Here is a 21,711-nt window from a genome sequence, read left to right on the forward strand (position 1 = left end):
GCGAGGGGCGGGCTCGGGAGCGGGCGCCGGGGCCGGGCGGGCGCAGGTTCCGGAGCGGGCGCGGGCGCCTGCGAGGAGCTGGCGACCGGGGCCGGGACGACGGCCGAGGTGCTCGGCGTCGTGGTCGACGAATCGGAGTCGCTGCCGCAGGCCGCAGTAGCGGTCACGATGGCCGCGCTGCCGAGAACCGCCAGAGCTACACGAATTGGCAGAAGGGATTTCATCACGTCAACACCTCAATCGGATACATATGGCGATCAGATACATGGACGGGACCGAGTGCCGGGTAAGGCTTTTCGATCCCCCGTTTTCGAATTACTTACGGGCGGCGGCGGGTTTGGCCGCGCCGGCCGCCTTGGTGGTGCCGGACGTCTTGGTGGCACCGGCCGCACCGTTCGACGCGGCGGCCTCGTTCGCCTTGCTCGCGGCCTTCGCCCGGCCCGCCGCGAACGCCTGGTCCGCCGCGGAACCCACGTTCTCCCGCGGGACGCACACGACGACCGGAATATCGCGGTCGGTGCGGGTCTGGTAGACCGCGAATCCGTGGTACGCCTTGACGATCCGCGGCCACAGCTCGGCTTTCTCCGCGCGATCGGCGGTGTGCGCCAGCCACGGTGTGGTGACACCGTCGATGGTCAACTCCACCTCGGGAGTGGCGACCAGGTTCTTGTACCACTCGGGATCGCGGTCGTCGCCTTCCTTGGACGCGACCAGCACCACCCGGCCCGGTTCCATGACCGGCACCCACAGCACGGCGGTGCGCCGCGCCTTCGACTTGCGGCCCAGCACATGCAATTCGATGGCGGCCATGCCGAATTGCTTGTTGCCCCACTTGCCGCCGCTGACCTTCAGCATCAGGTGGTGGATGTTGCGGATCAGCTTCAGCACCTGGTCGAAGACGTAGTTGCGCGGCTTGGCCAGCCAGCCCTGCCGGGTGCGCTGCTGGGCCTTACGCGGCGAGGTGATCGCCACCTCGGCGGTCTTCAGCACGCTGCGGTAGCCGGCCGCGAGCACCGGGAATCCGAAAGTGCGCGTGGCGAAGTCGGCGCCGAACGGGATCGCGGCCTCGGCCGTGGTGGTCAGCACGACCCGGGTGCCGCCCGCCACCTCGCTGAAGTTCAGCTCGGCCCCCTGGTGCCGGATGGCCGGGAAACCGCGCTCGATCACCCAGCCGATCTTGTGCGGGGCGTCGTAGGTGGTGATGCGCTCGGTGTACCGGCCGAAGAACCAGGTGACCTTGCGGACCGCGCCGACACCGTAGGGCACGTCGGCGGCCGGCTGAATCAGCTTGTTCTGCAACACGGCCTGGGAGGCCGAGTAGTTCTCGGTATCGGCGAACCAGTTGAAGACCGTCTCGATCGGAGCCGCGATGACGCGCTCCACCGTGAGTTTCTGCATTGTCAATCCTGTCGGGTCTGGGTGGTCGAGGAGCTAGCCGAGCTTGCGCAGCCGGGGCGCGAGGTCCCTGGCGAACAGCTCGAGAAAACGGGACTGGTCGTGCCCGGGGGCGTGGAAGACCAAGTGCCGCATGCCTGCATCGATGTAGGGCTCGATGCGGGAGACCACTTCGTCGGGGTCGGTGCCGACGATCCAGCGCTTGGCGATCTGCTCGATCGGCAGTGCGTCGGCCGCGGCCTCCATCTCGATCGGATCGGAGATGCTGTGCTTCTGCTCCGGGGTGAGCGACAGCGGCGCCCAGAACCGTGTGTTCTGCAGGGCCAGGTCGTAATCCGTCTCGTAGGAGAGTTTGATTTCGATCATGGTGTCGACGTCGGCCACGGTGCGGCCCGCCTTCTCGGCGCCCTCGGTGACCGCGGGCATCAGCTTCTCGGTGTAGAGGTCCATGCCCTTGCCGGAAGTGCAGATGAAACCGTCACCGACCCGGCCCGCGTACCGGGCCACCAGCGGCCCGCCCGCGGCGATGTACACCGGAACCCCTTCGGCGGGAACGTCATAGATGGACGCGCCGACGGTCTTGTAGTACTCGCCGTCGAAGTCGACCCGGTCGCCGGTCCACAGCGCCCGCATCAGCTCGACGGATTCCCGCAGCCGCGCGTACCGCTCCTTGAATTCGGGCCATTCGCCGATGAACCCGGTGGCGATCTCGTTCAGCGCCTCGCCGGATCCGACGCCCAGCATCACCCGTCCGGGGTAGAGGCAGGCCATGGTCGCGAAAGCCTGTGCGATCACGGCCGGGTTGTAGCGGAAGGTCGGCGTCAACACCGAGGTGCCGATCTGAATACGGCGGGTGCGCTCACCGACCGCGGCCAGCCACGCCAGCGAGAAAGGCGCGTGCCCGCCGTTGAATCGCCACGGCTGAAAGTGATCGCTGATCATGGCGCTGTCGAAACCGTTTTCCTCGGCCGACACCGTGAGCTCGACAAGTTCACGCGGAGCGAATTGTTCCGCCGATGCCTTGTATCCGAGTCGAAGTTCCGTCACGATTATTCCCTCGATTGCGTTTTGCGGATTGACCAGAGCCTATCGCCGACTCCGGACTGGAAAAATAACAAGCCCCTGTCAGGAATGACCTGCCATTGCGTGGGGATCTTGTTCGCCTTTCACCACCAAGGCGACATGCAGCCTGGATGGGCACTCCAGCTTGGACATCACCAGCCGGAGATGGTTGATCACCGTCCATTCGGCAATGCCGAGCTGGCTGGCGATCATTCGGTTCGTCATACCGTCGGCGACCAGCAACGCAATTTCCCGCTGCCTTTTCGTCAAGCTGGCCAGCGGGGAGCCGGAACCGGCGGGAATCGCCGGACCGGACAGCGCCCGATCGACGATATCGCGCAGATTTCCGGCGGTTTCCGGTCGAATGAGATGCGCGGCCCGCGCGTTCTCGCTGCCGATATCGTCCGGCAGCGGAATCGCATAGGCGTTGCGCAGGTGATGCACCGCGCCGAACAGCACTGCGGCCGATTCGCTGAATTCGGCGTCGGCCATGCGGTAGGCGGTTGCGCAGCCTTCCACCGCGACGAGCGTCTCGAGCACGTGCTGTCCGCTGCGCGGAATCCGCAGGGCGGTCCGGAACAGCTCGAGTGCGCGGTGCGCGGTGTCGGCGCCGAGTTGGGTGTGGGCCAGCGCGTTCAGCATGCGCAGCCGCTCGGCGTCGCCGGCGAGCCGCTGAACGCGATGCTGAATCGTCGCCCAGTCCTCGTCCCGTTGACCGATCGGGTCCGGGAGCGCGAGCACTTCCAGATAGATCTCGGCCAGCTCACGGTCACCGCCCTTGTTCGCCTTGCGCAGCGCGCGCATCAGCTGCTCCCGGGCCCGCGCAGGTTGACCGGCCACGAGGTGGGCGGAGCCGAGTCGCACCGTCGCCCGGTAGGCTCCCGCGCCGTCGTCGGCGCGGTGATAGGCCGCCGCCGCGCGGGTGAACAGGTCCACCGCGCGAGCGGATCGGCCGGACCGCAGCGCCCAGTCACCGAGCAGTTCCATGGCGCGTGGCACCGCCGGGTCCGTCGCCGCCGGATTGTCGAGGAATCGGAGCAATGTCCGTTCCAGCTCGGGCAGGCACCCGGCGTGCACCCAGACATCCTCGAGCAGTGCGGCGACCTCGACGGCGCGTTCGGCCCGGCCCAGCTCGATCAGGCGGGCGACCGTGGCGCGGAAATCGCGCACCCGCTGTTCGGCGAGCTGCAGCGCCGCGGCCCGCCGATCCGGCCTGCCCAACTCGTCGGCGAGCCGGAAAGCCAACTCGCACAGGCGATCGGCGTGGTTGCGCCGGATCCGGTCGCCGCGCGCCCGGTCGGTCCGCAACAGCCGGTGGCAGTAGGCACGCACCGTGGCGATCAGTTCGTAGCTGGGATGGCCGGCATCGGTCACCGTGCGCTGCAACAGGCTGTGCCCGATCAGCGTGCTCAAGGTGCCGCCGATGAACGTCTCCTCCAGATCGACCATCAGCGAGACGGTGTCCGGATCCACGGCCGACTCGCACAGCGAAAGATGCAGCAGCACATCGACGGTGCTCTCGTCGAGCCGATCGATGCCCCAGGCGACCGCGTCGTGCAGCGACCGATGCCGCAGCGGGATGTCCACGAACGGCAGCGGGGTGAGTCCCTCGCCGGAGCGGATCAGCTTCAGCGTCTGCGCCGACCCGATCCGGTTGATGGTGATCGCGGCCAGCTCCAACGCCAGCGGTACCCCGTCCAGCTCGTGCGCGATCTCGTCCAGCACCAGCCGATTCGCCGCCGAGCTCCGGTAGCGGCTGTCGATACTGGCCAGCAGCAGTTGCGCGGCGGCCGAGGACGCGGGCCGGTAGGGCCCGGACTCCGACCGGGTACGCAACGGGCGCACGGAGACGACGTACTCGCGCTGCAGGTTGAGCACCACCCGACTGGTCGCTACGACAAGCAGATTCGGGCAGCGCTGCAGCAGCCGGGAGACATCGCGGGCGATCGAGCCCGAGACCAGATCGCAGTTGTCCAGCAGCAGAATGGTCCGGTCCGGACCGAGATCGGCCTCGAGCGCCGCCAACGTCGGTTCGGCATCGGCACTCTCGTTGTCGCCGGACCCGAATCCGAACGCGGCGTACACCTCTCGCCAGACCTCGCGCCGATTGCTCGCCTCCGCGAGATCCACGGTGGTGGCGGTCGCGGTGCGGAACTCGCTGAGCGCGAGCGCCTCCTGGGCCACCCGGCTCTTGCCCACCCCGGCCGGTCCGGTCAGGGTGAGCAGCCGGACCCGGGGATCGTTCATCAGGCAACGGATTTCGTTGACTTCCTTGTCGCGGCCGACGAGACCGGGCAACCGGAAGCTGTCGATATCCGCGTCGTCGTCGGTGATCAGGCCCAGCCCTGCGGCCGGCCACTGCAGATTGGTACTACTCGGCACGTTGTCCTCCTCACTGGTGGCCAACCATGGCCCATGGCGCCGTGCGACCCGTGCTGCGCGACGGCAGCGCCATGGGCCCAAAGCTGTTGATCTGCGCGGGATTCCGGCTACGCCGGCAGGCGGGTACCGATCGACCGCGCGCGCCTGCGCCGGGTGGCGACCGCGGCGGCGAGCCGATCGAGTTGCGCGGCGGTGGCGTGCCAGCCCAGGCAGGCGTCGGTGATGGACTGCCCGTAGGCGAGCGCGCCCGCCTCGCCGAGGGTGAGATCCTGGCGGCCGCCGACGAGGAAGCTCTCCAGCATCACACCGACCACGCTGCGCTCGCCCGCGGCGATCCGTCCGGCGATCTCGCCCACCACGTCGACCTGCTTGTTGTGGTCCTTGTTGCTGTTGCCGTGGCTGGCGTCGACCACGAGCCGCTGCGGCAGCCCCGCCTTTTCCAGTCGCAGGCAGGCCTCGGCCACCGAGGCGGCGTCGTAGTTCGGACCGGTTGTGCCACCGCGCAGAATCACATGGCAGTCGGTGTTGCCGGTGGTCTGGATCAGCGCGCAATGGCCGGCCAGGTCGATACCGGGAAAGACGTGGCTCGCCGCCGCGGCCCGCACCCCGTCCACCGCCACCTGCACATCACCGTCGGTCCCGTTCTTGATCCCGACCGGCATGGACAGCGAACTGGCGAGCTGGCGGTGCACCTGGCTGGCTGCCGTGCGCGCGCCGATGGCGCCGTAGGAGACCAGATCCGCGATGTACTGCGGGGTGATCGGATCCAGGAACTCGCACGCCACCGGCAGTCCGAGTGCGGTGATGTCGACCAGTAGGCGCCTGCCGAGGCGCAGGCCGGTGTCGATATCGAAAGATCCGTCCAGATGCGGATCGTTGATCAGGCCCTTCCAGCCCAGGGCGGTGCGCGGCTTCTCGAAGTACACCCGCATCACCACGTGCAGCCGATCGTCGAGCTCGGCCGCTTTGACCGCCAGCCTGCGCGCGTAGTCCAGCGCAGCCTCGGGATCGTGCACCGAGCACGGCCCGACGATCACCATCAGCCGATCGTCGGCCCCGGTGAGCACATCGACGGTGGCCCAGCGACCCGCGTGCACCATGGCGGCCAGCGTCTCGTCGATCGGGTGCGCGTGGCGCACCTCGGCGGGCGAGAGCAGCGGGCTGACACTCAGGGTGCGCCGATCCTCCAGGTCGGCACGCGTGGTGGCGATCGCGATATCAGTATTCATTCCAGTAACCTTTCGGCCTGCAGGTGAAAAGTCAGGCCCCGGTCATGGAACAGCTGCCGCCGCCGGGTGCCCGTGAGGTGCATTTCTCGGCGGCGTCGAACTCGCAGAACAACCGCACCACATCGTCGTTGGGGCCTGAGTCGAGCCGGGCCCGCGATCAATGTGCTGCGCATGTCTTCTCCTTTGCGAAGGTGGAAATCCTCGGGCCGGAGCCCGCGTGTCGCGGCAGCTGCTGGCGATCGACCCTGGTCCCCAGCCGACATGCGGCGACGACGCCCATAGTTCCTATGGGCGTCGGATAACCTGAATTCTCGGTGTAGAGAATGCGCACCGAACGCGCGAACAACAGCGGGAAAAATCTCGCGCATCATTCTGCGCGGGGTGTGCTGAATTCGGATACGGACACAACTGTGCCGCCCCAATAGCGTGACACCCCACAAAGAGACGGTCAAGTGTGATGCCCGTCACGGCGGCAGCCGATTTATCTGGATACTTTCTTTTCACTATTGCCGGTCGATAGTGCGGGAATTGCGTGGAAACAATTCTTCCGCGGGCCCGCGCACCGGAACGCACGAGACCGCAGCGAGAAGGTCGTTCGCGCTGCGGTCCGGTGCTGGAGAACTCGAAGTCGGTTACGGGCACAACTGTGCCGCACGAATAGCGTGACACGTCGCGCCATCGGCGCACGATCGCGCGCCTATCGTCGCGCCATCGTCAGCGCGCACGCCGGGCGTAGCCGCCCGGATCGATGCCGCGCAGCCGGCTGAACTCGGCCAGATTGCCGCTCAGCAGCAGATCCGTCTGTGCCAGGTCCGGCACCGTCTGCGCGCCGAGCACCACCATCAGCTGCCGGATCTGGGTGATCCAGTCGCCGATGGTCGAGACCAGCGCGTCGACACCGGCGCTCTGCAGCACCGACAGGAAATAGCCCGACACACCGACCGCCCGCGCGCCGAGCGCGAGCGCCCGCACCACGTCGAGCGGGTGCCGCACGCCGCCCGAGGCCAGCAGGCTCAGCTCCCGCTGCCGCGCCACGTCGGCGGCGTCGATCAGGCAGGCGGGCGCGGACTGTCCCCAGTCCCCCAGGTACGCGAAGTCCTCGTGCGGGCGCCGGGCGTTCTCGATGGTGGCGAAATTCGTGCCGCCGCGCCCGGATACGTCCACGATCGAGACGCCGAGGTCGGCCGCGCGCGCCACCGCCGCCGCGCTCATCCCGAACCCGACCTCCTTGACGATCACCGGCACGTCCAGTGCGCCCACGATCCGCGCGATGTGCTCGGGCCACGCGGAGAAATCCCGATCGCCCTCCGGCATCACGATCTCCTGGATCGTGTTGATGTGGATCTGCAGCGCGTTCGCCGCGATCAGATCGACTGCGCGCTGGGCCATTTCGGGCGTCGCGTTGGCGTTGACGTTGGCGATGACGAACCCGTCCGGGTTCTCCTCGCGCAGCACCCGGTAGGTCGGCGCCACGGCGGGCTCGGCGAGATAGGCGCTCATCGAGCCGGAGGCGATCGGCACCCCGGTCTGCCTGGCCGCGATGGCGAGGCCGCGGTTGATCTCCCCCGTGCCCGCGCTGCCGCCGGTCATCGCGTTGATGTACAGCGGTACGTCCCAAGCGATTCCGGCGACCTCGGTGCCGAGCGACACCGCCGACTCGGCGCTGCCCGCCAGCGCGTGGTGCACGAAACGCACCTCGTCGAACTGGTTCAGCTCGAGCCCGGCGCTGCGCAGGTGATGCTGCTCCACCGCGAGGCGGACATGGTCGTCTTTACGGCTGCCGTAGATCTGCGACACTGTCGTCACTGGAGTTGCCTTTCGCTGAAAACGGTTGATGCACAAGCAGTTCGAGCGGCGTGATACCGGCCGCCCGCCACTGCTGCCGCAGCTGCGGCACGTCGGCCGACGCGACCAGCGCGATACCGCAGTCGCCGCCGCCCGCGCCGGAACTCTTCGCGACCGCGCCGAGTGCGTCGGCCGTGCCGCGCAGCGCGGCCAGCGCCGGGGTCTCGATCGCCACGCCGGCCAGCGCGCTCACCGCGCGCAACAGCGCCCCCGCGGTGGCCACGGCCGTGCCCACCGACGCATCGTCACCGGACTCCAGCGCCGCGACAAGCGTGGCGACACAGGAATTGCTGGCCACCACGAACCGGCTGTACGCCGCGGAGTCGCCCGCGATGCCGTTGCGCAGCAGCTCGACCAGCCCGCTGGAGACCGCGGGTTGCCCCGACCAGCCCACTTCGAGACATAGCGCGCGGGGCGCGGGCACCCGGCGCGCGGACAGCTCCGGCCACGGCTGCCAGAGCAGGTCGGTGAGCTTGGTATCGGGCTGGGCGAACTGCGCGGCCACCCGGGCCCGATCCGGGGCCCGATAGGCGACCCAGCCGCCGAGCAGCGAGGCCGCGACGTCGCCACCCGAGCACCGCGGATCCACCGCGAAGGCGGTGAGCAGAGCCAGCCGCAGCAGCGCGTCGTCGTCCAGGTCGAACCGGTAGGCCTGCGCGAGGGCGCGCACCACGCCGACCGTCACCGCGCCCGAGGAGCCGAGCCCGAACTTGCGGCCGGTCGCCGCGTCGTCCAGCGCCGAGCGGATCTCGAGGTGGAAGCCGAGCAACTCGTCGCCGCGTTCGGCCGCGAGCCGCTCGACCAGTTCCACCGCGGTGAGCACGTGCCGCAACGCCGCGGCGTCGGCCGGATCGGCCACCGCGGCAACGGTTGTCGCGGTGCGGGGGAGCAATTCGACCGGGCCGGGCCCGGTGCGCGCGGTGGTGACCGTCCGGCGCGACGGCGCCTGCGCCGGGGCCGGGCCGACCGCGACGGTCAGGTAGCGGTCCACCGCGACGAGCACGGCCGCGCCACCCGGTTCCAGTACCGCGTACTCGCCGGCGATGTACAGCTTGCCCGGCACCTCAACGGTGATCATGGGCACCCGATTCGGCCGGCGCGCCGATCGCCGCGCCCGGTCCCGGGGTGGCCACGATGACCCGCATCGCCGGATCGGTCTCGGCCAGGGCCGCGGCCACCGCGGCGCTGTCGCGCCGATCGCACAGCACCTTGACGTTGGGGCCCGCGTCCATCGTGGCGTACGCCGCGACGCCTGCGGCGCGCAAGGCGAGCACCCGGTCCAGCACCCGCATCGACCCGGGGGCGAAGTAGCGCACGGCCGGGCGGGCGCCGAGCATCGTGGCGTGCATGCCGAGGGCGTTGCGTTCGGCGATCTCGCCGACCGCCGCCAGGTCCCCCGCCGCGATGGCGGTGTGCATATCGCGCAGGTCCTGCTCGCTGGACTGCACCCACGGTTGATAGAACGGCGACGTGTCGACGGTGCGCCGCATCGCCGCCCGGCTGGTGATGGATTTCTCGCCGGCGTCGACCAGTGCGACGACCAGCGCGGGATCGAGCAGCGGCGCCGCGACCGGGTCCGCGTAGCTGCTCGAATCCCCTTCCGCACCAACGCCTTCGCCGCGATGCCACTGGGCGAAGCCGCCGTAGATGGAACGCGAGGCGCTGCCGGAGCCGCGCCGGGCCAGCCGGGACAGCGCGCGCTGGTCGAGATCGAGACCGTAGGCGCCGGCCGCCGCCACCGCGAGTGCCGCGAAGCCGGAGGCCGAGGAGGCAAGGCCCGCCCCGGTCGGCCCCATGTTGACGGTGTGCACCCGCGCGCGGCGGTGATCGCCCGCCGAATCCCTTACCAGATCGAGGAATCCGACGACCTTGGCGGCGAAGGCCTGCGCCGCGGGGCCGTCGGCAACGGTGACGCTGTCGGCCGGGAGGTCCTCGGCGAGGGTCACCGTGGTGACGGTCGCGAAGACGCCGAGGGTCAGCGACAGGCTGCTGGTGACCGGAAGATGAAGCGCCTCATCGCGTTTGCCCCAGTACTTGATCAACGCGATGTTCGGATAGGCCGTCGCGGTGACGCCTTCGGTGCCCACGCGCGCGGCCACCGTCTCCGGCGTGCTCACGACCGCACCTCGCTCGCGTCCAAGGCCACGGTGTGGCAACGATCCGCGCCCGCGGCGAGCAGGACGGCGTGCAACTGCGCCGCGGCGGCCGCGTCGGCGGCCAGTGCGATGACACAGCCGCCCAGTCCGCCGCCGGAGAGCTTGGCGCCCAACGCACCCGCCTCCAGTGCGGCACCGACCAGTGTCTCGATCTCGGGGCAGCTCACGCCGAGCCGGTCGAGGATGAAGTGCGTCGCGGTCATTTTCGCGCCCACGTCGGCGAACCGGCCCGCGGCCAGATCCGCGGCGGCGGCGGTCGTCATCGCGCCGGCCCGCTCCAGCAGGTCGGTACCGGTCGCACCGAGCGTCACGAGATTGCGGTGCACGGTCGAAACCGCCTGCCGGGTGCTGCCGTTCACGCCGGTGTCGGCGACCACCAGGACCGGCTGGGCCGCGCCCGCGGCCACCGGAAGCGGCGCGACCGCGCCCTCCTGGAACCACATCGGGCCGCCCCGGCTGATCACGGTGCGCGCGTCCACGCCGCTCGCCTTACCGTGCGCGAACGATTCCGACTGCTGGATCAGGGCGAACATGGTGTCGCCGTCCAGTTCCCGGCCCCACAGCCGGGCCACCGCCTCGATGATGGCGGCCGAACTCGCGGCGCTGGAGCCGAAACCGCGCCCCGCCGGGATACCGCTGTCGACCGTGACGAACAGCCCGTCGTCCGGGCGATCGAGGTACTCGCAGACCGCCGAGACGGCCAGCCGCGGCACCGCCGAGGCGTCCAGCTGGGAGGCCGCGGAAAGTTCGCGGCGGCCGGAGTCGAGCGTCGAGGATTCGATCACGACCGGGCCGGGCCTGCGGCGGGCTCGGGCGGTGACCGGCAGCGACGGCACCGGCAGCGAGATCGCGGGCTTGCCGTACAGCACGACGTGCTCACCGAACAAGATCAGCTTGGCGCTTGCGCGCCCGGTGCCGACCTCGCCGTCGGCGCGCTCGGGCACCGCGTGCCCGCGCGCCGCCAGCACACTACGAGGGGGCCACATTCCGTTCTCCATCAGCGCATTTCACTCTCGGTGTGGATCGGTCCGCACCCGCGTCACTGCGCGCGCGCCGCCCCGTAGATTCTCGAATGTCCCGCGATCGCCGTCAGCCGGAACGGATTGCTGCTCGTCTCGTCGAGCACCAGCTCCGTACCGTCCTCCGGCAGCGCGACATTGCGCAGGGCACGATACTTTTCGTACGAGATCGGCTCACGACGTGCGATCGCCGCCCGGTTCTCCGCGGTCCGCAGATGTTTGCGGTACCCGGGAACCATTGTGACCGAGAACAACTCGGCGACGCAGCCCGACCCGTAGCTGAACAGTGCCACCGACTTGCCGTCGAGATCCTCGGAGTGGTCGAGCAGCGAGACCAGCCCGACGAACAGCGACGCGGTGTAGCTGTTGCCGATCGCCCGGTTGTAGATCGTGGTCGGCGCCAAGTCGGCGTACAGGCGCGCCGTACTGGCCTCGATGCCCTTGAGCTCGAGCAGCCGGGTGTGCGCCTTGTAGGCCATCTTGGTGAACGGCTGGTGGTAGCAGAAGCCGGCGAACTCAATGACGCCGCGTCCACCCCTGGCCTCGTAGTCCTTCCACGCCTGCTCCACGGCCTCCAGGTACGCACCGACCGACAGCTTGCCGTCGACGAGCGGGGTGGACCGATAGTTGGGACGCCAGAAGTCCTGGACGTTCGCGGTGTAGAGCCCGACGGTCTCGTCGAGGACCGCGAGGTCCGGGTGCGCCGCGACCAGCATCGCGACCGCGGCCGCGCCCTGGGTGCCCTCGCCACCGGAGTCGACGTCGTACTTGGCGATATCGCTGGCGATCACCAGCACCCGCTGTTCCGGATCGCGGGCGACGATGCCCGCCGCGAGCTGCAGCGCGGAGGTGCCGCCGTAGCAGGCCTGCTTGAGCTCGACGGCGCGGGTCGCGGCGGGCAGTCCGATCAGGTCCTGCACGTATACCGCCGCGGCCTTCGACTGGTCGATCCCGGTCTCGGTGGCGAACAGGATCGTCCGGATGCCCTCGACACCGTGCTTGGCGACGATCTGCTTGGCCGCGGCCGCGGCCATGGTGACGATGTCCTCGTCGGTGGCGGGCACGGTCTGGGAGGTCTGCCCGAGGCCGATGTAGTACTTGTTGACATCTACGCCGTTGTGCCTGGCCAGCTCGGCCAGATCCATCGCGTAGTGGCCGGTCGCCAGGGCGATGTCGTGGATTCCGATAGGCACGGTCATTGGCCTGTTCCTTCTCCTGATGCCGAGCGCTCAAAGCGGATGTGCGTCCGCATCAACTCGCCCGGATTTGTCTGCGCCGCAAGCAGAGACAGTTCTCCGCAGAGCACGGCGGCAGCGGTGAGCACGGCGAGCCGCCGTGCGTTACCGCCGACTTCCCGGCTCTCGCGGCACCCCATGCGGGCCAGATTCGCCTCGACGAAGTTCAGCCCCTTGCCGTTGCCGACGGTGCCGACGATGAGATTCGGTAGCGCGCAGGAGAAATAGAGATCCCCGTCGCGATCCTCGACGTGGGTGATCCCCTGCGAGCCCTCGACGATGTTCGCCGCGTCCTGCCCGGTGGCCAGGTACACGCCGAGCAGCATGTTCGCGTAATGCGCGTTCGCCGTGCGGATTCCGCCCGCGATCGTGGTGCCGATCAGGTTCTTGCGCACGTTGAGATCGGCCACCTGCGCGGCGGTGGTGTGCAGCCGCTGCGCCACGATCTCGCGCGGGATCAGGATCTCGGCGACGACGTTCTTGCCGCGGCCGAGGATCCCGTTGACCGCGGAGGCCTTCTTGTCGGTGCAGAAGTTGCCCGACACCGACCCGTAGCGCACACCGGGCACGGTGTTCACGATGTGCCCGAGCAGGGTGTCGGCCGCCAGGGTCACCATGTTGTGCCCGGACGCGTCGCCGGTGGTGAACTCGAACCGCAGGAACAGCAGGTTGCCGACGATCTGGTGGTGCAGGTCGATCAGATCGGCGAAGCGGCTGCATTCGCTGACGATCCGGCGCAGCTGCGGCAGTTCGGCGGTGAGCTGGCGGGCCGCGGCCAGTGCGGTGCCCGCGTCATCGGCCTCCAGCAACACCGACCTGGTCATCCGCTCGTCCACCAGCGTGGCCACGATGCCACGCTCGCACAGGGTGGAGATCTTGGCGCCGCGTCCCACCGAAGGCCACAGGGGCGATTCGTAGGTGGCCAGCGGCACCTCGACCAGACCCTCGGCGACGTTGCCGGAGATCTTGAGCGGCCCTACCCATTGCATCGGCACCGTAGCTGCCGAAAAAGTGTCCTCAGTCATCACAATCCGAACTGTTCCTTGATGCCGGTCGCCGTGACCGTGTCACCGTGCTTGGTCGGGTGGAACGGGATCCCGAGGAACTCACCGGTCGGGTTGAAGTACCCGTTGATCCACGAATCCGCGGCGCAGCTGCCGTGGCCCGCGGTGGCCGCCCTGGTGTCGAAGAAGCCGACGTCCAGCGTGGCCGCGGCGGCGCGCTGCGCGTCGTCGACCTTGTCCAGGAATTCGGTCATCGCACCGGCGCGCGGCTGCGACATCCGGCCCACCGGGGACTCCCAGCACCACTGCGGGTTGCCGCGCTCGCCGATCGTCGGGTAGCCGACGAAGACGATCTGCGCGTTCGGCGCGTAGTAACGCACGTAGTCCACGACCGGCTTGATCCAGGCCACGTACTGATCGGCGTTCACGCCGCGGGAGTCGGGCGCCCGCCCGTCCAGGCCCGCGTCGGGCCCGCAACCCTGGATGAAGTTCGGCAGGCAGGTGACCTCGGCGTCGAGCGCGCGCTGCCGGTTCGAGCTGTTCCAGATGTCGTTCTGGCCCAGCTGGATCGTGACGAGGCGGGTCTTCGCGCCGAACGCGCCGGCCGAGGCGGCCTGCTTGGCCATGTAGGTCGCGGTGTAGTGCGGCGGGGTGGCCAGGGACGCGCCGAGGCACGAAACGTCTTCCAGATCGTCGGCGCCGATGTTCATCTGCGCGGCCAGCTGCTTGGGCCACGAGGTGTCCGACCGCTGGCAGGACTTGTCGCCGCCGTAGCCGAAGCCGAGCGAGTAGATGATGTTGCCGTTGGTGGTGTAGGAATCGCCGATCGCCACGAAGGATTTTCCGTCGGCGCTCTCGTCGGCGGCGGCCGGCGCGGCGGTGCCCAGCAGGGCGGACGCGGCGCACAGCGAGGCGGCGGCAAGGAGTCGGATGGGGGTGGAAGTCTTCACGGTTCGAATCTCTCTTCGGGGACGTTCAGTCCGTTTCGGAGTCGGCGCCCCGAACCATTTCGGGGAGGCCGCTGGCAGACAGCGGGGCGCTCGCGCCCTGGCGTGCTAGAGCCCGTTCACGTTCGTGAGCGTGGCGAGCACACCGTCGATGGCTCCCCACATGGTGGTGATTCCGGCGTTGGTGAAATCGCGGGTCGCCGGGTTGGCCAGGCCGACGCCGTTGGCCAGGTTGGTGGCGTTCACGCTGGCGAGCGCGCTGCGCAGCAGCATGGTCGAGCCCACGCCCTCGCCGGTGATCCGATCCAGGCCCTCACCGAAGAAGTAGAACCGCCACAGCGGGCCGACGTCGGCGTTGTACGCCTGCTTGGTCCGGCTGACCAGGGTGGGATTGTTGACGGCGATGGCGTCCATCAATTTGAAGTAATCGGCCGAGTTGTCCGGGCCGATACCGGTCGAGGCCAGCGCGTACGGGATATCGACGCTCATATGCGCGTTGTAACCGACCATCGCCACATAGGCGCCGGACTCCGCGCAATTACCGGCCAAGCCGAAATAGGGTGCCCACTGCCAGGCGATCGGCGCGCCGGTGAATTCGGCGTGCACGGCGCGTAACCAGGTTTCGTAGCCCTCGAAGAAGAATTGCGCGTCGCGCTGCGGATCGGTCAGCCCGGCGCCGGAACGGATCATCGGCAGCACCGTCGCGCGGTCCGCGGTGTCGTTCATGAGCGCGAAGAGACCACGCCGATCACCATGTGCGACAAGGATTTCCGCGATCTGCGCGTTGCGCTCGCCGACCTCGACGAGCCGCTGCAGGCCGTCGGCGCCACGGATCGTGTCCATGTCCGAGAGCTCGGTGATCGTGGCGATTTCAGCGGCATTCAGCGGCGTGCCGCAGGCGGCGGCCGAGACCGGGGATTCGGCGGCGGCGGGGCCGGCGAATCCGGGCCAGAGCGCTGCCGCGCAAGCCATTGTTGCGACCATGAGTCGCCCATTGCGTAGCATCACGATGATGCCCTTTCTGAATAATCCACGGGATTTACCGGTCGATATTTGCCGGTGTATACACAAAGACTAATCGGGTCGGCGGTCGCAATTCCATGGCAGCTACTTGTCACCGGCGCGCGGACCAGGCGATTCGTGCCGGGTCACCCCCAGCGCAGCAGCAGCCGGCCCACCGTGCGCGGGCCGGACAACCGCAGTGCCCACAGCACCGGTACATAGCGCGGGATCACCTGCACCGGCCGGTGCCGGATCGCGGTCAGAATCCACTCCGCCGCTTCCTGCGGCGTCAGCCCGGGCAGCTGCTGATACTCGGGCGTGGGTGCGCTCATCGCGGTGTGCACCAGCGGATAGTGGACGGAGGTCACCGCGACCCCGCGGCCGGACAACTCGGCGTCCACGCAGCGGCCGAACGCGGTCAGCGCGGTTTTGGAACTCTGGTAGGCCGCGAAACGGGGCGAGGTGCCGGTGGGCACCGTCCAGGTGCCGACGTTCACGATCTGACCGCGGCCCGATTCCAGCATGCCGGGCAGCAAGCCTAGGCTGAGCTGGACCGGGCCGAAATAGTTGATGCCCATGGTGCGCCGGAAATCGTGCATGCGATCGAACGATTCCGTGATCGGACGCCGGATGGACCGGCCGGCGTTGTTCACCAGCACGTCCACCCGGCCCACCGAGGTGCGCACCCAGTCGAGCAGCGCGTCGACCTCGTCGCCGTCGGTGAGATCGCACGTTCGATAGACGGCTTTGCCGCCCGCGGACCGGATCTCGTCGGACAACTGCGCGAGTTCCGGCTCCCGGCGCGCCACCAGCACGACCTCGGCCCCGGCCGCGGCGGCTGCCACCGCCGCGGCCCGGCCGATGCCGGCGGACGCGCCGGTGATCAGGATCCGTTTGCCGGAGACCGGCTCCTCGACCTTCGCGCGACGGACGGGCACCGGCCGGTTGACGAAGTCGGCGACCCGGCCGAGCGCCCGGCGCACGAGCCGCCTAGCCACGGGCACTCACCCGGTCCCCGGCGAGCACGGCGGGCCGGGCGATCAGCCTGCTCGCGATGGCGGCGAGCACCGCCGGACCATCTTGCGACAGCACCGATTCCGCGTGGAATTGCACCGAGGCGAAGCGCTCGCCCTGCAGGGCGTACACCTCACCGGTCGCCGGATCACGGCTCACCTCGACCCGGCCGAGCGCGGAGTCGAAGGCGTCGACCGCGCTGCGGGCGACGAAGGTGTTGTAGAAACCGGCCCGCACCGGCGTGCCGAACAGCGAAATCACCCGGCTCACACCCTGATTCGGCTTGTCCAGCCTGGTGATCTCCAGACCCAGTGCCGAGCACAGGATCTGGTGGCTCAGGCAGACCGCGGCGAACGGCTGATCGGCCGCCGTGAGCTGCTTGATCCGGCGCCGCATCGCCAGCACCCGGGGATCGTGCAGCGCACCGGGATCGCCGGGGCCGGGACCGAGCACGACCAGGTCGTAGTCGGCGAGTTCCACCTCGGCGTCCCAGCTCACGATCGTCAGCTCGAAGCCGAGCGAGCGCAGCATGCTGGCGAGCATCGTGGTGAAGTTGTCGGCCGCGTCGATCAGCAACACCGAGCCGCGGGCCTGCGGCGCCGCGCCGATGCGCCTGCTGTCCGCCTCGGCGAACCAGAACTGCGAGGCGATCGAGTTGCGACTCTGCAACGCGGCCGCGATCGCGGGCAGGGCGGACAGCCGCGGCCAGCGCGCCGTGACCGATCCGCTGATCAAAGCCGCTGCCTTGGCATAGGTTTCGTGCATCTCGCCGACCGGATCGGAGTCGCGCACCAGCGTCGAGCCCACGGTGATCCTGGCCCGCCCCACGGCGTCCACGACGGCGGTGCGGATCAGGATGGCCGAATCGAGCCGGACCGCGCCGCTCGCCCCGCGGTCGATGTAGGCGATGGCGCCGCTGTAATAGCCGCGCCCGACCGATTCGTACCGCGCGATGACGTGCGTGGCGCTTTCCAGCGGCGAGCCGACCACGGTCGGCGCGAACATCGTCTCGCGCAGCACCTCGGCGACGCCCAGTTCGGTGCGGCCGCGCAACAGGTACTCGGTGTGCGCCAGATGCGCCATCTCTTTGAGATACGGTCCGGTCACCGTCCCGCCCGCCGGGCACAGCGCCGACATCATCTTGAGTTCCTCGTCGACGACCATGAACAGCTCGTCGTTCTCTTTCTGATCGGCGAGGAAATGCAGCAGGCCCGACTCGGTCGGCCCCTCCGGCGGATACCGGTAGGTGCCGCTGATCGGGTTCATCGACACGGTCCGGTTGTCGAAGTGCGCGTGCGCTTCCGGGCTGGCGCCGACGAAGGTCTGCGTGCCGGTGTGCACCAGATAGGTCCAGTACGCACCGCGTTCGCCGCTCAGCAGCCTGCGGAACAGCCCGAGCGAGACGTCCAGATGATCCGGCCCGAACGACCCGATCAGCGATCGGCTGATCACGAAGTTGGAGCCCTCACCGGTGCCGATCTCGTCGGTGATGACGGACTGCACGATGCGGCGGTACTCCTCGTCGGAGACGTCGAACCGGAAGCCCGCCGCATCGATCGAGTCCGGGCCCAGCCGGTCCGGGCCGATCGCCGCGAGCACCGTTTCGCGATCGGTGAGCTCGTGCTCGCGCACCGACATCGCGAGCAATGGCGTGCGATCGTCGTTGCAGGGGAAACCACGCTCGGCGATCTGCCGGTAGGGCACCAGGACGAGCAGGCCCGACTCCTCGTCGGCCAGCCGCACCTCGTCCAAGCCGGCCAGTTCGGCGAAGTCGCCGAGCATGATGTCCACGGTGCCCGGCGCCTCGGCGCCCGAGCGCTGCACCATCGCGAACGGCTGCTGCGGATCGGCGAGCAGCCGATCGAGCAGCGCGCGCCCGGCGGGCACGCGGGCCATCACACACCCACCCGGGAGCCGACGTCCGTGCCGGACTGTACGGCGGCGACCAGGTCCGCGGTGGTCTGCACCATGGCGCAGCGGGCCGCCGCGTAGTCGAGCGTCATCCGATGGTCCTCGCGCGTGAAATCGGCGACGGCATCGGCGGCGAGGAAGGTCTCGATATCGTTCGAGTAGGACTCGCACGCGGTGACCAACACCCCCACGTGCGCGTACACCCCGCTGATGATCAGCTGGTCACGGCCCATCGCCCGGAACCGGTCGAGCAGCCCCGACCCGTGGAACGCGCTGTAGCGCCACTTCGTGGACACCAGATCGGCTGGGCCCGGGGTCAATTCGGCCACGACCGCGCGATCGGTCTCGTCCGTGGTCATGCCCGGACCCCAGACATCACGCAGCAGCCCGCGCTCGGTCGGGGTCATCCCGCCGGGCTGCGCGGTGTAGACGACGGCCACGCCGGCCCGCACGCAGGCCTCGCGCAGCAGCGTGAGGTTGGTGACCAACTCGGTGTAGGGCGAGCCACCGGCGCGCAGCGGGCGCAGAAAGTAGTTCTGCATATCGTGGATCAACAGCACCGATCGACGGGGTTCGATTTTCCAGTCGACAATATTCTCCGGCATCTCGTCCGGCACCGGCATTTCATACGAAATGACGTCGGGTATTCCACCGAACATCATGACTCCTCTGATCGATCGAAGTTCTGCGCACTCAGCTACCGAGTGTCGCGCCACCGTCCACGGTGAGTTCCTGCATCGTGATGTGCCGGGCGCGGTCGGACAGCAAGAATTCCACGGCGTCGACGATGTCGTCGGGATCGGCTATGCGGCCGAGCGGAATACCGAGGCGGAATTTCTCCGGCACGCCGGCGATGGTGGCCTCGGTGCGATCCTCGCCCTCCCACGTCGCCTGCAGCATTTCGGTCCTGGTGGATCCGGGCGACACGACGTTGCACCGTATTCCGTATTTCGCGACCTCCAGCGCGGCGCATTTGGCGAGCATGGTCGCCGCCGCCTTGGACGCCGAATAGGCGGACATGGACGCGCGCGGCGTCCGCGCGGCATTGGAGGACACCGTGACCACCGCGCCGCGGCGCCGGGAGATCATGCGGGTGAGCACCGCCTTGGTCACCCGGAAAACACCGGTCGTGTTGACCGAGAAGGTTTCTTCCCAGTCGTCCTCGGACAGTTCGACGATCTCGCCGAACCGCATGATGCCCGCCGCGTTCACCAGATAGTCCAGCGGGCCGATATCCCGCTCGACGTCGCCGACGATGCGTTCGACATCGACCGGGTCGGTCACGTCACCCTGGACGATCGTCACCTGACCGGGCATGGCACGCAGCTCCTTCGATGCGTCCGCGGCCCGGTCGACCGCGACGACGACCATGCCCTGAGCGGCGAGCCGGTACACGATGCGATGACCGATGCCACCCGCGGCGCCGGTCACCAATGCGATCCGCTGTGCCCCGGAATCCGAGGCCTGCTGCGGTCCGATCATTATATTCACCACACTTACGTCATGAATCCTGAACAAAGACCCTGCGGACTCGCCGCATATCTTCGAAGGTCAATTCAAAGTCTGCTGCGCATGACTGCAGGCAGGCCGATTGATAAACCCGGCGCGCAGCCGAGTCGATGGTAAATTTATCCCTCGCGGACCGGACCCCGGTATAGCAGGGTGTTGCCAACAGGGCGGACTGGCAGGGTGTTGTCAATATTCGCCGCGAACTTGTCAGCGCCGGATCGTTGCCGGTGCCGGAAAGCGAACCATATACTCTCCCCTGTAGTGCAGTCGGGAGTACCCAGCGCAGTGTATTGATCCCGCTGATTCATGCGATGCAACCCCCTCTGGAAACAAACGGGCCCACGGTTTCACACCGTCCCGATCCTGTCCGGGTGTAAACCTCAGCCCTGCTCGTTCCGGAGCTACCGGTTTATTCCGGGAACACCGGCCGACACGAAACATTGAGTGACGCTATGACTCGAAACCACAATCTCATCTACGATCAGTTGATCGAGATCGCCCCGGATGCCCGGCCCTGGATCAGCGACCATTCCTCGGTCGCCGTGCCGGTGGTCGACAATCAGGTGGCACTGACCGATGTCGCCGACGCGGCCAGCCGTGCGGCGACGCTGTTCGAGAGCACCGGCATCAAGCCCGGCGACTACTGCGCGGTATGGCTGGACGCGCCGCTGGACATCATGATCGTCATCGCGGCGCTGACCGCCGTGGGCGGCGTGCCGGTCCTGCTCAGCCCGGCGCTCGACGTCGAGACCCTCGGCCGCATGCTGGCGCCCGTGACGATCGAACGCATCGTCACCACCGGCGACCGCCGGGCCAAGGTCGAACAGCTCGAGGCGCTCCGGCAGATCGATGACTGGGCCGAGCTGGCCGCCCGGCTGCCCGACACCGCGCCGCGCCGCACCACCGCCGTGTCGATGCCGGGCACCGCCCCCTACATCGTCACGCACACCTCGGGCACCACCGGTGTGCCGAAGCTGGTGCAGTACACCCGCCGCGGCACCGACCACCAGGGCTACGCCCAGGAGGTGCCCGCGATCATCGGCCGGCTGCGCGGCTACGCCGCCGTCGCGGTGTCCCCGGTGCACTACCGCACCGTGACCGGTCTGCTCTGCGCACTGCGCCGCAACGTGCCGCTGGTCATCCTGTCCGATCACGCGGGCGAGGCGGTGGCCCCGTTCATCCGGCGCTACCAGCCGATCTACCTGGAGGCGCATCCGAACACCCTCATGCAGTGGGAGTACCTGGCCGACAACGGAACTCTGGCCTCGGTCCGGCACTACGTGAGCACCTTCGACGTCATCCATCCCGGCACCGTGCGGCGGCTGCTCGCCGGCTCGAAGTACCGGCTCGCGACCTTCTTCGAGGCGTACGGCCAGTCCGAACTCGGCGGCATCGCGGCCAAGGTGCACCTCAAGGGTTTCACCGGCCGCAAGCACCGCGCCAAGGTGAGCCGGCTGCCGGAGGGACATTCGGCCGGCTGGACCGCGCCGGGTTACTCGAAGGCCCGGATCGTCGGCCCCGACGGCAAGCGGGTGCCCAACGGCACCGCGGGCCGGATCCAGGTCACCTCCGCGGGCCAGTTCCAGACCTACATCAACCGGCGCGAGGCGGCCGAGGCCAACACCAGTGCCGACGGCTGGTGGGACACCGGCGATTACGGCAAGCGGACCCGCTTCGGCAAGCTGATCCTGATCGATCGCCAGGTCGAACGGATGAAGCGGCTCCCCAGCGCCATCGCGATGGAGGACGTGCTGCTCGCCCGCATGCCGTGGCTACTGGAAGCCATTGTGCTGGAACAAGATAACGGCGTCGTGCCGGTAATCGCACTGCGCGACCGGCCCTTCGACGCGGCCGCGTGGCGCGCGGCGGTCGCGGATCTGCCGCTGATGGCCGACCCGGTCGTCGTCGACTTCAGCGACTTCCCGCGCACCGCCACCGGCAAGATCCAGCGCCCCGCGCTGTCGCAGCTGATCGCGCAGCACAGCTGACAATCGGCCCTCA

The 21,711-nt window shown here is 68.6% G+C and carries 17 protein-coding genes and 1 pseudogene; 1 reads left to right on the plus strand and 17 read right to left on the minus strand.

What is annotated here, in order from left to right; translation table 11 throughout:
* The 17 genes and pseudogenes from TY25_RS43795 to TY25_RS00620 form a co-directional block, all read right to left on the minus strand.
* Positions 1-224, minus strand: a pseudogene (locus tag TY25_RS43795) (hypothetical protein); the annotation flags it as partial.
* A 91-nt stretch (positions 225-315) separates the two neighbouring features.
* The gene (locus TY25_RS44595; protein ID WP_063602686.1) at positions 316-1,398 is read right to left on the minus strand and encodes a nitroreductase/quinone reductase family protein; all 1,083 of its coding nucleotides are present in this window, start codon (positions 1,396-1,398) and stop codon (positions 316-318) included.
* 33 nt (positions 1,399-1,431) lie between these two features.
* Positions 1,432-2,442 (minus strand): glucose-6-phosphate dehydrogenase (coenzyme-F420), encoded by a 1,011-nt coding sequence (gene fgd, locus TY25_RS00545; RefSeq protein ID WP_042253285.1) that lies wholly within the window; start codon positions 2,440-2,442, stop codon positions 1,432-1,434.
* Between the two features lie 78 nt (positions 2,443-2,520).
* Positions 2,521-4,839, minus strand: coding sequence for an ATP-binding protein (locus tag TY25_RS00550; protein ID WP_146154166.1), 2,319 nt, complete (start codon positions 4,837-4,839; stop codon positions 2,521-2,523).
* A 107-nt stretch (positions 4,840-4,946) separates the two neighbouring features.
* Complete coding sequence (locus TY25_RS00555) at positions 4,947-6,068, minus strand: 3-deoxy-7-phosphoheptulonate synthase (protein WP_042253287.1); 1,122 nt, start codon at positions 6,066-6,068, stop codon at positions 4,947-4,949.
* A 714-nt stretch (positions 6,069-6,782) separates the two neighbouring features.
* A complete protein-coding gene (fni, locus tag TY25_RS00565; protein WP_052382712.1) occupies positions 6,783-7,865 on the minus strand; it encodes a type 2 isopentenyl-diphosphate Delta-isomerase in 1,083 nt (360 codons plus the stop codon).
* The gene (locus TY25_RS00570; RefSeq protein WP_042253289.1) at positions 7,840-8,991 is read right to left on the minus strand and encodes a phosphomevalonate kinase; all 1,152 of its coding nucleotides are present in this window, start codon (positions 8,989-8,991) and stop codon (positions 7,840-7,842) included. The genes fni and TY25_RS00570 overlap by 26 nt, the downstream gene beginning before the upstream one ends.
* Positions 8,978-10,030: a diphosphomevalonate decarboxylase gene (gene mvaD / locus TY25_RS00575; RefSeq protein ID WP_081868593.1), complete on the minus strand. Its 1,053-nt coding sequence runs from the start codon at positions 10,028-10,030 to the stop codon at positions 8,978-8,980. The genes TY25_RS00570 and mvaD overlap by 14 nt, the downstream gene beginning before the upstream one ends.
* Positions 10,027-11,067 (minus strand): mevalonate kinase, encoded by a 1,041-nt coding sequence (gene mvk / locus TY25_RS00580; protein WP_081868594.1) that lies wholly within the window; start codon positions 11,065-11,067, stop codon positions 10,027-10,029. Before mvk ends, mvaD begins: the two co-directional genes overlap by 4 nt.
* Before the next feature lie 41 nt (positions 11,068-11,108).
* Positions 11,109-12,287, minus strand: a complete 1,179-nt coding sequence (locus TY25_RS00585) for a hydroxymethylglutaryl-CoA synthase (RefSeq protein WP_042253291.1) — start codon at positions 12,285-12,287, stop codon at positions 11,109-11,111.
* On the minus strand, positions 12,284-13,348 hold the full coding sequence (locus tag TY25_RS00590; RefSeq protein ID WP_081868595.1) for a hydroxymethylglutaryl-coenzyme A reductase family protein: 1,065 nt from the start codon (positions 13,346-13,348) through the stop codon (positions 12,284-12,286). The genes TY25_RS00585 and TY25_RS00590 overlap by 4 nt, the downstream gene beginning before the upstream one ends.
* The gene (locus TY25_RS00595; RefSeq protein WP_042253293.1) at positions 13,348-14,277 is read right to left on the minus strand and encodes an SGNH/GDSL hydrolase family protein; all 930 of its coding nucleotides are present in this window, start codon (positions 14,275-14,277) and stop codon (positions 13,348-13,350) included. Before TY25_RS00595 ends, TY25_RS00590 begins: the two co-directional genes overlap by 1 nt.
* A 105-nt stretch (positions 14,278-14,382) precedes the next feature.
* A complete protein-coding gene (locus tag TY25_RS00600; RefSeq protein WP_052382713.1) occupies positions 14,383-15,246 on the minus strand; it encodes a DUF5995 family protein in 864 nt (287 codons plus the stop codon).
* 176 nt (positions 15,247-15,422) lie between these two features.
* Positions 15,423-16,274 (minus strand): SDR family NAD(P)-dependent oxidoreductase, encoded by an 852-nt coding sequence (locus tag TY25_RS00605; protein ID WP_226887208.1) that lies wholly within the window; start codon positions 16,272-16,274, stop codon positions 15,423-15,425.
* A complete protein-coding gene (locus TY25_RS00610; RefSeq protein ID WP_042253295.1) occupies positions 16,267-18,186 on the minus strand; it encodes an anthranilate synthase family protein in 1,920 nt (639 codons plus the stop codon). Before TY25_RS00610 ends, TY25_RS00605 begins: the two co-directional genes overlap by 8 nt.
* The gene (locus TY25_RS00615; RefSeq protein WP_042253296.1) at positions 18,186-18,863 is read right to left on the minus strand and encodes an isochorismatase family protein; all 678 of its coding nucleotides are present in this window, start codon (positions 18,861-18,863) and stop codon (positions 18,186-18,188) included. The genes TY25_RS00610 and TY25_RS00615 overlap by 1 nt, the downstream gene beginning before the upstream one ends.
* 31 nt (positions 18,864-18,894) lie before the next feature.
* Positions 18,895-19,683, minus strand: coding sequence for a 2,3-dihydro-2,3-dihydroxybenzoate dehydrogenase (locus TY25_RS00620; protein WP_014987457.1), 789 nt, complete (start codon positions 19,681-19,683; stop codon positions 18,895-18,897).
* A 479-nt stretch (positions 19,684-20,162) separates the two neighbouring features.
* Here TY25_RS00620 and TY25_RS00625 point away from each other — a divergent pair, with 479 nt between their 5' ends.
* Positions 20,163-21,698 carry an AMP-binding protein gene (locus TY25_RS00625; protein ID WP_042253297.1) on the plus strand — a complete coding sequence of 512 codons (1,536 nt, stop codon included), beginning with the start codon at positions 20,163-20,165 and terminating at the stop codon, positions 21,696-21,698.
* The last annotated feature ends 13 nt before the right edge of the window (positions 21,699-21,711 follow it).

Source organism: Nocardia brasiliensis NBRC 14402 (assembly GCF_000308475.2).
Taxonomy (GTDB): Bacteria; Actinomycetota; Actinomycetes; order Mycobacteriales; family Mycobacteriaceae; genus Nocardia; species Nocardia brasiliensis.

Bases quoted from the DNA above. Each gene is read 5' to 3' on its own strand.
- TY25_RS44595 (WP_063602686.1), bottom strand. From the start codon at position 1,398: ATGCAGAAACTCACGGTGGAGCGCGTCATCGCGGCTCCGATCGAGACG.
- TY25_RS00555 (WP_042253287.1), bottom strand. From the start codon at position 6,068: ATGAATACTGATATCGCGATCGCCACCACGCGTGCCGACCTGGAGGAT.
- TY25_RS00570 (WP_042253289.1), bottom strand. From the start codon at position 8,991: ATGATCACCGTTGAGGTGCCGGGCAAGCTGTACATCGCCGGCGAGTAC.
- mvk (WP_081868594.1), bottom strand. From the start codon at position 11,067: ATGGAGAACGGAATGTGGCCCCCTCGTAGTGTGCTGGCGGCGCGCGGG.
- TY25_RS00585 (WP_042253291.1), bottom strand. From the start codon at position 12,287: ATGACCGTGCCTATCGGAATCCACGACATCGCCCTGGCGACCGGCCAC.
- TY25_RS00590 (WP_081868595.1), bottom strand. From the start codon at position 13,348: ATGACTGAGGACACTTTTTCGGCAGCTACGGTGCCGATGCAATGGGTA.
- TY25_RS00600 (WP_052382713.1), bottom strand. From the start codon at position 15,246: ATGGCTTGCGCGGCAGCGCTCTGGCCCGGATTCGCCGGCCCCGCCGCC.
- TY25_RS00610 (WP_042253295.1), bottom strand. From the start codon at position 18,186: ATGGCCCGCGTGCCCGCCGGGCGCGCGCTGCTCGATCGGCTGCTCGCC.
- TY25_RS00615 (WP_042253296.1), bottom strand. From the start codon at position 18,863: ATGATGTTCGGTGGAATACCCGACGTCATTTCGTATGAAATGCCGGTG.
- TY25_RS00620 (WP_014987457.1), bottom strand. From the start codon at position 19,683: ATGATCGGACCGCAGCAGGCCTCGGATTCCGGGGCACAGCGGATCGCA.
- TY25_RS00625 (WP_042253297.1), top strand. From the start codon at position 20,163: ATGACTCGAAACCACAATCTCATCTACGATCAGTTGATCGAGATCGCC.